Origin of the sequence: Streptomyces sp. NPDC126503, assembly GCF_040302405.1 — a bacterium.
Taxonomy (GTDB): Bacteria; Actinomycetota; Actinomycetes; order Streptomycetales; family Streptomycetaceae; genus Streptomyces; species Streptomyces gulbargensis.
In genome coordinates this window covers 101,258-114,880 of sequence record NZ_JBEORS010000015.1, presented here as the reverse complement: position 1 = coordinate 114,880, position 13,623 = coordinate 101,258, and the positions used below count along the sequence as shown (strand labels likewise).

Genomic DNA, 13,623 nt, shown 5'->3' with positions numbered 1-13,623 from the left:
CCCTCCGGGTGGTTCTGACCGGCCTGGTGCCGGTCTCTCCCTCGAGGATGGCCGGTCCCCAGCCTTCCTCCACCGGGGCAGTGCGCGCCTCGCTGTGTGGGGGCTGGTGGGGTGGCACGGTGGTGGGGCTCATGCCGGCGCGGACCACGCCCCGGGTGGCTGCCCGTCCGCCCGGGGTGGTGAGACGGGGCCGGGGTGTTCGCCGGTGTGGTGGCGGGAGTGGGTGGTGGATGTGGCCGGTGAGGGTGGTGGCGTGGCCGTGGGGGGTGCGCGGCGACATGGGGACGGTCGGGATGTGGTGGTCGTCGGCGGGGGCGTGGCGGGATGCAGTGTGGTGGTGCAGCTGCTCGACGCGGTGCTGCGCCCGCAGCAGGCGGCCGGGGGGCCGGTTCGGGTGAGGTCGGTGCGGGTGGTCGATCCCCATCCCGTGGGCTGGGGGCTGGCGTTCGGCGACGACGATCCGCTGCTGCTGTGCAACAGCGCGGTCGCGCTCAACTCCCTGCGTGCCGAGGCGGCGGACGATTTTCTCGATCACCTGCGTCAGCAGGGCTGGGAAGGCGCACCGCAGGAGTGCGTGCCACGGGGGTGGGTGGCGCAGTACTGCCGTACCCGCTTCGATCAGGCTCGTGCCCGGGCCGCTGCTCGCGGGATCGAGGTGGGCCACCTGTCGGCGGTGGTGCGCTCGGTCGAGGCCGCTCCCGGAGGGTACCGGGTGCGGCTGGTAGGCGGCGGGTGGGTGCCGGCCGACGACGTGGTGGTGTGTGCGGGGGTCCACCGCCCTCGCGTTCCCGATGGCTTCGCCGTGTGGCAGAGCCATCCCCGCTATCTGGACAGCCCGTATCCGAGTGCGCGACTGCGCCGACACATCGGACGGAGCCCCAGCCGGGTCTTGGTGACGGGCAGCCGGCAGAGCGCCGTGGATGCCGCGATGATGCTGTGCCGCGACGGACACCGGGTCACCCTGGCCTCGCGCTCCGGGCAGCTGCCCGCGGTGCGTGCTTCTCTGGCCCCGCCGCCCCGGCCTTTCCCTCCGCTGCAGCGCATGGCCCGTCTGGACCCGGCCGACCCCTGCCTGACCGGCCGCATCATTCGCTGCGTGGTGGAGGCCGTCCGGATGGCCGGGCCGCTTCCTCTGCGCCACCAGGTCTCCACCGCCGCCAACCCGGTCCGCCGCCTGCATGAGGAGACCGTGCTCGCCGAGACCGGGGCGTGTGCGTGGGCGCATGTGGGTGTCCCTCTGATCGAGGCCGTCATCGCTCTGGGTTCGGCCCTGCCCGCCGAGCGGCGGCGCACCGTGCAGGAGCACTTCGCGCCGCTCGCCGGCCGCTACATCACCGCGATCGCCCTGCCCAACGCCCGTCGGCTGCTCGGCCACCTGAAGACCGGTCACCTGCGCCTGGCCGGCCGATATCCCGCCGCGGTCCACCACGACGGCGACACCTGGCGCGTGTGCTGGCCGGACGCCCCGGTGGAGACGTTCGACCAGGTGGTCAACGCCACCGGATTCCAGCCACCGCAGCTCTACTGGGAACCCACCACCCCGGCCGTGTACCTGGACGATCCGCCCCCCGCACCCGCGCAGGTCGTCGACCACCTCGCAGCCGACCTGCGGGTACGGTCACACCCCACCGCACCACCGGAGCGTGTCTGGATCGTCGGAGTGGCCACCCACATCCGAATCCCCTACGCCAACCACCTGCCCCATGTCGTCACGCAGGCACACCACGCCGCTGCCCAGCTCCTGTACACCACCTGACCCGCGCCTGCCTACTGCCGCCACCAGCGATCAGTCGCAACCGGCGAGAGGCTGGCGGTGACCGACCCGCCCTGGGGGCCGGGCCTCAGCATGCCGCCGGCCGTCCTTCGGACCCCAGGACGAGGTCGGTCGGCGCGACCGCCACCGCTCACGCGGTCGATCTCCTCGCGCACTCGGCGCTCCGGCCCCTCAGACCGGTGGGGAGGCGGTTTCCGCGGGTCAGTCGAAGAGTGCCCGACGGAGGGTTGCGCGGGGCAGTCGATCACGGTGTCAACGCCGGAGAGGCTCATGATCCGCATCACGGCATCGGCCGGCGCGGCCAGGTGCATCCAGCCGCCTGCCCCACCGTGAGCCGCCTGCGGGAGAGAGGCGGGTGAGGACGGTGGCACACCAGGTGGCGATGTCGGCCTGGTGGCGGGTGAAGTCGCAGGGCGGTCACCGGGCTGGCGTCCCCGGGCGGGGCCCAGCAGTGGGCACCACCCGCGTGGTCCCGCTCACACACCACCCAGCCCGGGGGCGGGCACTCCCCCGGTACGCCCGATCCCCCGGCAGCGGCACAGGGATGGGGCACCCGGGCGGCGAGGCGTCGAGGAGGGGAGGAGAGGGACGGCCCGGTGGTACTGAGTCCAGAACGCCCGGGCACCAAGCCAGCCCACGCACACCGTGTCGGCGCGGGCCGATGCGACCTCAGCGGCTGAGCGGCGCCTGCCGCCGCATCGGCAACATGGGCGAACGGCGGGCGCGGCCCGTACGGACGGCCCCGGCCCCCACGGGCGCTCGGCCCGGGGCGCGGAGCGGCCCGGACACGCCCCGGGGCCCCCGGAAAGGCCTTGCGGTGCACCCCAGCGGCGCCCGCAGGCGCTCCCCCCGGCCTTTCGGCGCCCCCGCCCCCCATCAGGGGCCTCCACGCCGTCCTGGCCCTTGGCACCGCCCCGCAGGCCCCCCGGGGAACCGCCACGGGAGGGCAAAAGCGTAGGGCCGCCTACGGCCGCTACGGTCCCGGGGTACGCCCCGGCTTCCGCCCCGACGCCGCCTCGGCGTTGGACCTCAGGGCCGACCGGCACGGTGCTCCTGTCGGCATGCCGGGGTTGCGGCCGGGCTGGCCGGGCGGGGTGCGTTGTCGTGACGGGAGGGGATCATCCTCGTTGGTCCGGTATGAACCATCGAACCGCTGCCGCAGCCCTCGCTCTCACCGCCCTGGGCACCCCCCTGGCCACCGCCGGTCCCGCCGCTGCTGGCGGTATCGGGAACTTCCTCTCCCCTGCCTTCGGCACCTCCTGTGCCAACCTCCACACCGGCGCCCACGCCGACGGCGTCACCGCCCACGGCACCGGAACGGTGGGTGGCAACCTCGCCGGACTGCCCATCAGCGACCCCTTCAGCCACTGCGGCGGCGCCGAGCTCGGCGCCGCCGGAGGGGTAATCCCGATGGTCGGCAGTCTCATGGGACTAGGCGGCCATAGCGCCGGCTAGGCCTGGCAGAGAGATGCCCTCGCCTCAGGGCCCCTCGGCGCCGCGAGCCACGGGCCCTACCCGCCCCAGAGCACCCGACCGACACTGCCCCAGGGCGGCCGGCGGAACGCGAACCGGCGGCGGAGGGCTTCTCCGGTGGGGCCCGGCCCCTATGGAAACCACGGTTTCCATTTCGTTCGAATTGTCCGCTCGGCCGTCGAACGCCGCTCCGTGCCTGCTGCGCCTCTGCCCGGGCTCGATGCCGGGACCCAAGGGCGAAGGCCTCCAGGGGCCGTGGCGGCTCCCTGACGGCCTTCGCGGGCGCGGGCGTGGGGGTCAGGTGGTGAGGGCGGCGAGGAGGTCGGCGGGGGCCGGGCGTGCCTGTCCGGGGAGGAGGGGGTGGGTGTCGGGGGAGGTGTAGGGGTGGCGTCGGCGGCCGACGGTGCGCCACCCCGTCTCTTCCTCCCACACCAGCGCCGGGACGGGAGCGTCGTGGGTGAGGGCCAGGGCGGCGCGCAGGGTGTCGCCGGTCTGCTCCACAGCGGGCGGCTCCGGGGCGGTGAGGAGTCCGGCGTCGGCCAGGGCCCGGGCGATGGTGTTGAGGTAGGCGGCGGCGGTGCGGGCGCGCAGCTCGGTGCGGGCCTTGTCGAGTGCCGTGCGGATCTGTCCGGCCGGGTAGCCGAGTTCGGCCGCCGCCTGCTCGGGCGACAGGTCCGGGTGGGCGGTGATCCGGTCCGCGATCCGGCGGGCGCGGAGCTGGGTGAGGGCGCGCTGGGCGGTGTCGCGGTGGACGCCGAGCGTTTCGGTGACGCGGCCGGCGGTGAGGGCGGGGTCGGCGTCCAGGAGTGGGGTGATGCGGTCGTGGAGCTGGTCGCGGGGCACGAGGTCGCCGGCGCGCTTGGGGCGTCCTCCGGTGCGGGGGCGGTTGTCGCGGGCCTCGCGAAAGGCCTCCACGGTGCCGCGGGGCCAATGCTCCACCCCGCCGACGACAACCACGTGCTCGTGCAGCTCGGGGCGCTTCTTGTAGACCTCCCAGCTCGCGGGCACCACACCGATCAGGGCGGCGGCCTCGCGGCGGTCCAAGAGGTCGTCCTCGTGGTCGGCGGTAGGCAGATCCGGGACGGGTGCGCCGGCGAGGAAGGCGTCCACCTGCTCGCCGTCGAACAGCAGCGTGCGCGTCCCCGGGGAGCTGATCGGCGCGGGGAATCCCTCGGCCCGGTACGGCTTGACCTGGGTGTAGTAGTTGAGGCTGACGCCCCGCTGCTGGGCCAGATCGGCCAGGGTGCGGACCTTGCTCTCGCGTCCGGCACGGATCATCACGGGCCCCCTGAAAAGTCGGGTGTGGGGAACGGCAAGGGGGCCACGACCGACACCCCGCAGAACAAGAAAACGCTATCAACTCAAGGGAAGGTTCGGGGACGGTAGACTCCCGTCCGAGGTCCCGTCATCTCCTGATGAAGCGGTCTCTTGGAAGGCCGGCGCCCGTGCCACCCACCCCGCGCAGCGGGGCGGACTGAGGGCGCCGGCCGCTTCTCGTTCCAGCCGGCGAACGCCGCGTCGTCGCTGACTCGTGGTGATCGCTGGAAGCCGACACCCGCCTCAGTTCCGGTCGAATTTTCAGAACTCCCGCAGGTCAGCGTCCCCGTGCGCCCTCGCCCTGCGGCCTGGACGACCCCGCGTCAGGAGGACGTGCGGCGGTGCCACCAGCGGCGGCGGGACTGGACGGCGGCCTGCACGGCTTCGTTCAGGGCCCGTACGGCGTGGCCGACGCGGGCGTCGTCCTCGATGTGGCTCATGGCGTCCAGGATTCCCTGGGCGCCGGCGACGACGGCCGCGTCCTGGTGGTGCAGCAGGGGCACCGCGGCGGCCACAACTGCCGCAGTCTGCGGGATCACGGAGACGGCCGCGGTCTTGGTGTGGCGGCGTTCCTCCGCGAGGAACGCCGTGGCTGAGCTGAACCCGACGAGGCCGCTCATGCGCTGGGAGGCGCCCGCCAGGGTGGCGTTCGCCGCGCCGCCGGCCATCGCGAGGGATGCCAGAAGGATGGTGCGCACGGTCTCGATCGGGGTGTCCCAGAGGGTGCGCCGGGCGGCTGCGGAGCCCCGGAGCTGGAGGACGGCGGAGACGAGGGCTTCCGCCTGGCTCTCCAGGGTCGTCCGGGCGACTGCGCGAGCGGTGCTCTTGTGGGTCACCCTCGTGAGCCACCACGCGAGGAAGGCGGTGAGGACGGGCATCCCGAAGTCTTTGAGCAGGGTCATTGGCGAAGCGTGGCCGCTCCCCGCTGTCCGGGGAATGGGCGTTGCCCTGCTGGTATCGAAAGACGATCAGCCCGTGACACCCCCACCCGGTCCCGGCGTGCGCTCATCCCTGCGGGGCGGTGCCGGGGTCGGCCGGGCCGGTGCCGAGACGGCGCCGCCCGTACGGCGCGGGCTCGGCGGGCGGGGTGGGTGCGGCGGTCCACTCGCTGGCGGCAGCGCGTTCGGCGGCCGTGAGGGCGCGGGGGTCGCGGGCCGGCGGGTCGGGTAGATCGGGGCCGAGGCCGAGACCCCGGCGGTGGTGGGGCGTGCTCATCGCCCCAGTCTGCCGAAGAGGGGCCGGTCCCCCGTACAGGGGTGGACGGGGGACCGGAGTGGAGGGGGCGGCCCGGCGGTCCGCCCCGCCGGCCGGGCCGGCACCCGGCCTGCCCGGTACCGCACCCAGGTGCCGGAGCAGCCCCGCGCCCCGGCACCTGGATGCGGTACCGGGGCGCAGGGAGGGGGGTGTTGTTCAGATCTGGCCGAAGAGGATGGAGCCGGGGGCCTTGGGGTCGGTGGAGAAGTGGTACTCGCGGATCGTGCGGATGAACTCGCGGCGGGAGATCACTCCGTCCTCGTCGGTGTCGATCCGGGAGAAGGTGTCCAGGGCGGTGGGGTCGGTCACCTTCCAGACGTCCTTCAGAAGGCGGGTGAACTCGTCCTTGTTGATCTCGTTGTCCCCGTCGACGTCGATGACGTCGAACATCGCGTGGGCGCCGCCCTCGGCGACGTTCAGCCTGCTGGTGTCGATCGCGGCCATGCGCGAGGCCTGGGCGTACTGCTCACGGTCGAGGCGGTCCCCGTCGACGCCCGCGTGGCGCAGCAGCTCCACCCACTCCATCTGGAAGTGCGTGAGCAGGGCCCGGGCACGGAGGTCGTCCTTGCCCAGCTTATAGGCGGTGATGAAGCGGTCGACCAGGGCCTGGTAGTCGCCCCAGACCAGGTGGCCGTTCTTGTCGGCGTCCAGGGCGTCGAAGGCCCGCCCGTACTTCTCGCTCGCGATGTCTGCCATAGTTTTTCCCCTTTTTGGTGCTGGCCGATCGGTCGATGCGCATCCTGCAAGACGGTCGTGGCCGGGCGGGGCGGTTCGGTCCAAGATCACCCGATGGCGCGATCCGGATCCGGCCAACCATTCCGGCGCCCCGCACCGCGAGCCGGGCGGGGGCGCCGGCGAGCTCGTCGTTCCACACCCTCGACCACCACGCACCCGGGTCGGGGTGAGTGCCGGGGTGAGTAACTGAGTGAAGTCTGCGACCTTGTGAAAACCTCAGGTCAAGCCCATTGCGTTCGACTTGTGGTCGAACGGAATGGTTCCAATTGGAATCGGTCGCCCGCCCGTGCGGTCGACATCGTCGTGCTCCTGGTGCTCGTTCGGCATCGGTGCCGGCGCCACCGCATCAGCACCGGCCGCGCAGGAGCGTCAGGGACAGGGCCTTGGGCGGCGGGAGGTCGCCAGCGCATTCGTACGGAGGCACCCGGCTAGGAGCGTGGGTCAGTAAACAACTCCTGGAATGCCGCGCCTCCTGGTGAAGTGCGGCTGCCGAGCACTGCTCTTGAAAAGGCGTGGCTGCCGGGCAGTCGTGATGTGAAAATCAGTCCGCGCCTTGATCCACATCCGCGTCCCGGAGGTCCGCATGGACGTATCCTCGCTGCTGCCGTTGACCACGGCCCGGTTGTCGCTGCGTCTGTTCACTCCCGGCGACGCCGACGACCTGTACGCCTATCAGAGCCTGCCGAGCGTGGCGCGCTACTTGTACCGGCCGGCGCACACGCGTGAGCGCAGCGAGCAGGTTGCCGCCGAGCGCACGGTGCAGACGGTCTGGCGCGCCGACGGGGACAAGCTGGCACTCGCTGTCTGCCGACGCGATGAGCCCGGCGTCCTTGGCGAGGTGAGCCTCGCCCTGGCCGATGCCCGCGCCGCCCAGGCCGAGATCGGCTGGACTCTCGACCCAGGTCACCAGGGTCACGGCTACGCGACCGAGGCGGCTGCGGCGCTGGCCGGGTTTGCCTTCGACACGCTGGGCGTGCACCGGCTCTACGCACGGCTGGATGTGGAGAACACCGGGTCTGTGCGAGTCTGTGAGCGCCTCGGGATGCGCCGGGAGGCGCACCTGGTCGAGAACGACCTCGACGGGGATCGCTGGGGCAGCGAGTACATCTACGCGGCGCTGTCCGCGGATCTTTGCAGTCGATCAGGCGATTGAGCCCGAAGCCGCCTCCTGTTCGTGAACTTCCAAAGGAAGATGGTCTGTTCGAGGTGGATCCGGCGGCGGTGGTCAAGGCGGAGATCGCGCCGACGGTGACGGTGCAGAAGACCTTCCGGGCGTTCGTCCCCGATCAGATGCTGCTGCTCCCGCCGTCGCTGGAGGACTGACTGCCCGAGGGGCATCTGGCCCGGTTCGTCGCCGACCTGGTCGACAAAGTGCTCGACCTCTCGCCCGTCCTGGCCGACTACACCGAAAATGGCCCGCAAGCTCCGGACGAAATCCGGCAAGGCCGCCTACGCCCGCCGGAAAGCGATCGTCGAACCCGTCTTCGGCCAGATCATGACCTGCCACAACGGCCGCCGGCTTCTCCTGCGCGGCGAGGACGGAACCCGAGGAGAATGGCTGCTGCTGGCCGCCTGCCACAACTTCCGCAAATCCTTCCGGCACGCGGGAACCGCAGGGCTCGCCGCGGCGATCGCCTGACCGGCGCGGCCACCGGCCCTATCCGGGCCGATTTCCGGACCGCCAGGACCGGCCACCGATCGCCAAGGACACTGGTCGGCGACCGCGAGCGATCCCGCCGGTCACGACCACCCGGTCAAGTGCCCGTTACGGAGACACGCTCCTGGCGGTGTCTTCAAATGATCACGGTTGGTGGATCACGGTGTCGTGATACGTCGCCATGAACCGTCCGATGCTGAGCGGGAGTTCGTCCGGCCGCTGTTGCCCGAGTCGTTGCGGGGGCGGAAGCGGCTGGACGACCGCGGGGTGCTGAACGGGATCGTGTGGAAGTTCCGCACCGGGTCGGCCTGGCGGGATGTGCCCGAGCGTGACGGCCCGTGGGCGACGCTGCACACGCGTTTTCGCAGGTGGGCGGCGGACGGCACGTTCGACCGGATACTGCGGGCCACCCAGGCGAAGGCGGACGCGGCGGGCGACGTCGAGTGGCTGGTATCGGTCGACTCCACGGTCGTCCGGGCTCATCAGCATGCGGCCGGGGCTCGAAAAGGGGGCTCCGGGACCCGGCCCTCGGCCGGTCCAGAGGCGGGCTGACCAGCAAGATCCATCTGGCCTGCGACGGGCGGGGCCGTCCGCTCGGCTTCGTCGTGACGGGCGGCAACACCAACGACTGCACCCGGTTCACCGCCGTGATGGAGGCGATCCGGGTGCCCCGGACCGGGCCGGGGCGGCCCCGGGTCCGGCCCGATCACGTCCTGGGCGACAAGGGCTTACAGCTCGAAAGCGATCCGCGCGCGGCTCCGCCGTCGGGGCATCGCGCACACGATTCCCGAGCGGGCCGACCAAATCCGCAACCGGACCCGGCGCTGCAGCCACGGAGGCCGCCCGCCGGCCTTCGACCGCGAGGCCTACAAGCACCGCAACGTCGTAGAACGCTGCCTTCAACCGGCTCAAGCAGTGGCGGGGCATCGCCACTGCTACGACAAAGCCGCCCAGTCCTACGAAACCGCCGTCACCCTCGCGTCACTTCTGATGTGGGCGTGACAATTTGACGACAGGACCTAAAGCTTGTCGTCACATGCCAGGGTCACTGTGATCTTGCCCCGCCCACGTCGATTCCGGCGGAAGTCGTCGTCGTTCGGGTGGTGCGGGCCCAAGCGGGAGCGTCCTGGGCCGGCAGGGGGCCTTCCGTCCCGGAGGACCGGCTTCTTAAGATGATCGCCGCTGAGGAACACGGGGGATCCTGTGGGCTGTCGACGGCGATACCTCGGGGGAAGCGGACATGACCGTGCGGGTGGACGACGTGGCATCCGGCAGGCGCGCCAGGCGCGCCCTGGTAAGGATGGCGGCCGTCCTGGTCGCCCTGTGCTCGCTTACCGCCGGGTGCTCCTCCGCAGGCGAGGAGATGCGCGTCGTCTGGGACACCCCTGCGGATCGCAAGGCCGAAGAGACGGGCAACGGGGCCTGGCTGTCCGGCGACACGCTGGTCCGCAGCCGCTTCGACGCAGTGCGCGGGTACAGCGCCCCTACCGGTAAGCGAAGCTGGGAGTACGTACCGCCCGGCCGCTCGGCGGTCTGCCACGCCACTGCCGACACCACCAACTCGGTCCTGGTCCTCACCCGCGACGGGAAGGGCACTTCCGCCTCCGGGAAGAGCGAGGTCTGCGCCACCGCCGTCGCGCTCGACATGAAGACCGGCCGTGAGATCTGGCAGGCCCCTCTCTCCCCCACCGGGTCCGGCCTCCACCGCCTCCAGCCCTATCAGGTGTCCGCCGGCAGCGGCATCGCCGTGCTCCTCACGAAGGACGAACTGCACGCCGTGGACGTGCGCACCGGGAAGGCCCGCTGGAAGGCGTCTCTCCCCAAGGGGTGCGTCCCGGGCCGGATCATGGTCGCCGAGCACCAGGTCGCCGCCCTCCTCGCCTGCGGCGGCACCGACAACCCCTGGGGCGACAAGATCCCGCAGGACGCCGAACTGCACGCCGCCGCCTTCGCCCCGGCCACCGGCGCCCTCCTGTGGTCCACCCCGCTCGGCGGCCGGACCGTCATCCCCTGGGACACCCGTGCGGAGTTCGTCTCGGCCGACCCGCTGGTCGTGGCCGCCTCACAGAGCGGCGACTCCGACTCCGGGGCCTACTTCTCCTTCGGCGGGAACGGCCGCCCGAATCCGCCGATCGATTTCAGCGGTCCCTACGGCAAGATCCAGCCCCACCGACGGCTCGGGGCAGCAGTGGACGGCAGCAGGCTCTACACCGTGACCTTCCATCCCGTGCGGAACAGTCGCGTCGACGCCTACCGTCTGACCACCTTCGACCTCGCCAGCGGTGAGCTGCTCTGGGGAGGCACCGTCGACGACGACCGCCTCGACCGCTGCCACCCCTACCACATCCTGCCCCAGGACGGAAAACTCACCGTCCTCACTGCCGTCCCTCGCGATTCCGGCTGCGGACTCTATGTCCTGGACGCCGCTACGGGCGAGCGGCGCGGCGGCCACACCTTTCCCGAGGGCGACGACTTGCCGGACACGGTCTTCACATACAAGGACTGGCTCATCGGCGCCCGCTACAGGTCCTTCTCGGCGCCGGAGAAGCCCTTCACGGCCTACGAACGGCGCTGACGGCCGGACGAACTCCCACTCGGCATCCGACGGTTCATGGCGACGTGTCACGACACCGTGATCCACCAGCGGTGATCATTTGAAGACACTGCCTAGTCGTGGCGGGCGAGCTTGGCCGCTGAGACGAGCAGGATCACGGCGAGCGCGGGGATGAGGACCAGGTCCGGGAACACGCCGAGGAGCAGCCCGCCGAGCACGGCCCCGGCGACCGAGCCGGCGGCCATGACCGCCGTGAAGCGGAGGTTGGCGCCGAGGACGGCGAAGCTGCCGTCACGGCTGTAGCGGGCGAACGCGACGAGCATGGTGGGCAGGGAGACCAGCAGGGAGAGGCTTCCGGCGGTCTTGATGTCCTCGCCGAAGAGCAGAACGATCGACGGGATCAGCAGCTCGCCGCCGGCCACTCCCATGATCGCGGCGACGACACCGATACCGAACCCGGCCATGACACCTGCGGGCATCTGAGCCCAGAGCGGGAGCGCGAGGGTGTCAAGGGTGGTGGCGTGGGTGACCACGAGCGCTGCGGCCATGAGGACCATCAGGGCGGCCAGCACCTTGTAGAGGGTGGCGCTGCGTATACGGACCGCCCAGGACGCCCCCGCCCAGGCGCCGAGGAGACTGCCGGCCAGCAGATTGACCGCGACCGGCCAGCGGACGGCGACCTCGGCAGCCGGGACGGCCGACAGCCGGGCGGGCAGCGCGACCAGGACCACGACCAGGCTCATCGCCTTGTTCAGGATCACGGCCGAGAGCGCAGCGAACCCGAAAAGGCTGATCAGCAGCGGCAGACGGAACTCCGCACCGCCCAGCCCGATCATCCCGCCCAGAACACCGATGGATGCACCCGCCCCGAACACCACATGTGCCGAGTGCGCGGGCCGGAGGGGATGGGGGGACTCGTCCGTGCTCATGACAGGCATCCTCGCTGGCCGCACGCCCCTGCCGCTACGACAGGCGCACAGCTTCAGGGCAAGGCACTGGACGTCCGCTCCTGACTCGTTCGGACCTCCGAAAACCTGCCAGGCCTGGCCCGCCCTCTCAACTGCCCGTTCTCGTCCCGGGGCTAGGGCCTGTCCGGCGGATCATGTGACCTCTTGATCCTCTGCGCGTTGGCGTGTCCGTGAGGCGGGGAGATCTCATCAACGGGATCCTGTACCGGAACCGGACGGGGGTGCCGTGGCGGGATCTGCCTGCGTTTCGGGAAGTGGAAGACCGTGTACGAGCGGCATCGGCGCTGGTCGGCGGACGGCACATGGGACAGGCTCTTCGCGCACGTCCTGGCAGACGCCAACGCGGAAAGCCGGATCGACGGGTCCATGTGAGCGTAGGCCCCACCACCGCGCCGGCCCACCAGCACGCGGCCGGAGCCCGCAAGAAGCGGCCCGAGGGCGGACGCCGCCCGCCGGCCCTGCTGATTACGCCGGGCCAGTGGGCTGACGCCCCGCAGTTCATCCCTGTCATGGACAGCATCCGCGTCAGCCGGCCCGGTGGCGGACCGTCCCCGCACCCGGCCGGATCATCTCGGCGGCGACAAGGCGTACGCCTCCCGCCACACCGCTCCTACCTGCGCAGACGCCAGATCAAGCACGCCATCCCCGAGCCGAAGAACCAGCGGGCCAACCGACAACGGCGCGGCAGCAAGGGCGGCCGGCCTGCCGACTTCGACAGGACGATCTGCAAGCGCAGGAACGAAGTAGAGCGGACGATCAACGCCCTGAAGAACTTCAGGGCCGTGGCCACGAGGTTCGACAAACGCGCCTACATCTTCCACGGCACCGCGACCGATGCCTCGATCCGCCTCTGGCTTCGCTGATGACCGACTGAATGGGTGTCAGGTCCAGGTGCGGGAGCACAGGACCAGGCGGTAGCCGTCCGGATCGGCGACCGTCGCCCCGTGCTCGTCCCAGTACGGGTTGTGTGCCGGCACACGGGTGCCGCCGGCCGCGACGAGGCGATCGATCAGGAGCTCGTCGACCGGCTTGCCCAGGTAGACCACGAACAGGTCATCCACCGTGGGGGTGGGCTCCAGCGGGTGCTCTGGGTCACGGGTGAGCTCGAAGTGCCAGACGCCCCCTTTCGGGCCGACCATCAGCAGGTCGTGCTCGCCCGGGACGCGCTCGGTGGTGCGCCACAGAACCTCCAGGCCAAGGCCGTCCACGTAGAAGCGTTCGACGGCAGCGAGGTCGCGCGAGGGGCGGGCCACCCGGATGTGGGCGTTGGAGTCGATCATGCGGATGCTTCCAGGGCCGCGCGCCAGAGCGGGCTGTCGACGTAGTGGTTGTCGAAACGCTCCGCCGACTCTGCGATCTCCTTCGCGTCGGCCTCGCCGCGCATGACTCGGCCGAGCAGGCGCAGGTAGTCGAAGCGGCCCATGCCGGGGGTGAACACGAACAGGACGTCCGCCTCGCAGCCGGGCGCCGCGGCGAAGGCGTGCGGGGTGTGCGGCGGCACCGCCAGGAAGTCGCCCGTGTTGAGCAGGGTGATCTCCTCGCCTACCAGCACTTGGAGGGAGCCGCTGATCACGAAGAACAGCTCGGTCGCCTTGGTGTGGAAGTGCGCAGGTGCCCCCACGGCTCCCTTGGCGAACGTGGATCGGTAGCAGGTGAAGCCGTCGGCCGTGCGGTCGGAGTCGGCGAGCAGCTTCATTACGCTGCTGGGGTCGGCGCAGGTCTCAGCGTCGGCGTGACGGGTCAGTACCGGCTGGAACGGCGCGGCTGGCTCGATGCTGGTGGGCGTTTCGTGGATCATGACCGGACCTTATGGTCTGGGACATCGGTCTGCCCAGGCCCTTTCGGTATCCGTCATGGGATCCTGGAGCACGGCTCACAGCGGAGAACGCCG

11 protein-coding genes and 3 pseudogenes are annotated in these 13,623 nt (G+C 71.2%); 7 read left to right on the top strand and 7 right to left on the bottom strand.

Annotated elements, in window-relative coordinates; genetic code table 11:
- Window positions 1-94 precede the first annotated feature (94 nt).
- On the top strand, window positions 95-1,756 hold the full coding sequence (locus ABTY40_RS20410) for an FAD/NAD(P)-binding protein (RefSeq protein ID WP_352060803.1): 1,662 nt from the start codon (window positions 95-97) through the stop codon (window positions 1,754-1,756).
- A gap of 1,155 nt (window positions 1,757-2,911) precedes the next feature.
- Window positions 2,912-3,229 carry a hypothetical protein gene (locus ABTY40_RS20405; protein WP_352060802.1) on the top strand — a complete coding sequence of 106 codons (318 nt, stop codon included), beginning with the start codon at window positions 2,912-2,914 and terminating at the stop codon, window positions 3,227-3,229.
- Window positions 3,230-3,544: 315 nt separating this feature from the next.
- Here ABTY40_RS20405 and ABTY40_RS20400 read toward each other — a convergent pair whose 3' ends face one another.
- The 4 genes from ABTY40_RS20400 to ABTY40_RS20385 form a co-directional block, all read right to left on the bottom strand.
- Window positions 3,545-4,525, bottom strand: a complete 981-nt coding sequence (locus ABTY40_RS20400; protein WP_352060801.1) for a hypothetical protein — start codon at window positions 4,523-4,525, stop codon at window positions 3,545-3,547.
- 362 nt (window positions 4,526-4,887) lie between these two features.
- Complete coding sequence (locus tag ABTY40_RS20395; protein ID WP_352060800.1) at window positions 4,888-5,466, bottom strand: hypothetical protein; 579 nt, start codon at window positions 5,464-5,466, stop codon at window positions 4,888-4,890.
- Between the two features lie 103 nt (window positions 5,467-5,569).
- Entirely contained in the window at window positions 5,570-5,779 is a 210-nt protein-coding gene (locus ABTY40_RS20390; RefSeq protein WP_352060799.1) for a hypothetical protein, read from the bottom strand.
- 195 nt (window positions 5,780-5,974) lie between these two features.
- Window positions 5,975-6,514, bottom strand: a complete 540-nt coding sequence (locus ABTY40_RS20385; protein WP_352060798.1) for an EF-hand domain-containing protein — start codon at window positions 6,512-6,514, stop codon at window positions 5,975-5,977.
- Window positions 6,515-7,136: 622 nt separating this feature from the next.
- Between ABTY40_RS20385 and ABTY40_RS20380 the strand changes: the two genes are divergently transcribed.
- The 4 genes and pseudogenes from ABTY40_RS20380 (at window position 7,137) to ABTY40_RS20365 (ending at window position 10,785) form a co-directional block, all read left to right on the top strand.
- Window positions 7,137-7,706 (top strand): GNAT family N-acetyltransferase, encoded by a 570-nt coding sequence (locus ABTY40_RS20380; RefSeq protein WP_502990631.1) that lies wholly within the window; start codon window positions 7,137-7,139, stop codon window positions 7,704-7,706.
- 255 nt (window positions 7,707-7,961) lie between these two features.
- Window positions 7,962-8,192: pseudogene (locus tag ABTY40_RS30915) on the top strand (transposase); the annotation flags it as partial.
- A 189-nt stretch (window positions 8,193-8,381) separates the two neighbouring features.
- Window positions 8,382-9,212, top strand: a pseudogene (locus ABTY40_RS20370) (IS5 family transposase).
- Between the two features lie 238 nt (window positions 9,213-9,450).
- Window positions 9,451-10,785 (top strand): outer membrane protein assembly factor BamB family protein, encoded by a 1,335-nt coding sequence (locus ABTY40_RS20365; RefSeq protein ID WP_352060797.1) that lies wholly within the window; start codon window positions 9,451-9,453, stop codon window positions 10,783-10,785.
- 92 nt (window positions 10,786-10,877) lie between these two features.
- Here the strand turns inward: ABTY40_RS20365 and ABTY40_RS20360 are convergent, their stop codons facing one another.
- Window positions 10,878-11,693 (bottom strand): sulfite exporter TauE/SafE family protein, encoded by an 816-nt coding sequence (locus tag ABTY40_RS20360; protein ID WP_352060796.1) that lies wholly within the window; start codon window positions 11,691-11,693, stop codon window positions 10,878-10,880.
- Between the two features lie 191 nt (window positions 11,694-11,884).
- Between ABTY40_RS20360 and ABTY40_RS20355 the strand changes: the two are divergent.
- A pseudogene (locus ABTY40_RS20355) lies at window positions 11,885-12,595 on the top strand (IS5 family transposase).
- Window positions 12,596-12,613: 18 nt separating this feature from the next.
- Here ABTY40_RS20355 and ABTY40_RS20350 read toward each other — a convergent pair.
- Complete coding sequence (locus tag ABTY40_RS20350; protein WP_352060795.1) at window positions 12,614-13,012, bottom strand: VOC family protein; 399 nt, start codon at window positions 13,010-13,012, stop codon at window positions 12,614-12,616.
- Complete coding sequence (locus ABTY40_RS20345) at window positions 13,009-13,530, bottom strand: cupin domain-containing protein (protein WP_352060794.1); 522 nt, start codon at window positions 13,528-13,530, stop codon at window positions 13,009-13,011. The genes ABTY40_RS20350 and ABTY40_RS20345 overlap by 4 nt, the downstream gene beginning before the upstream one ends.
- Window positions 13,531-13,623: the final 93 nt, after the last annotated feature.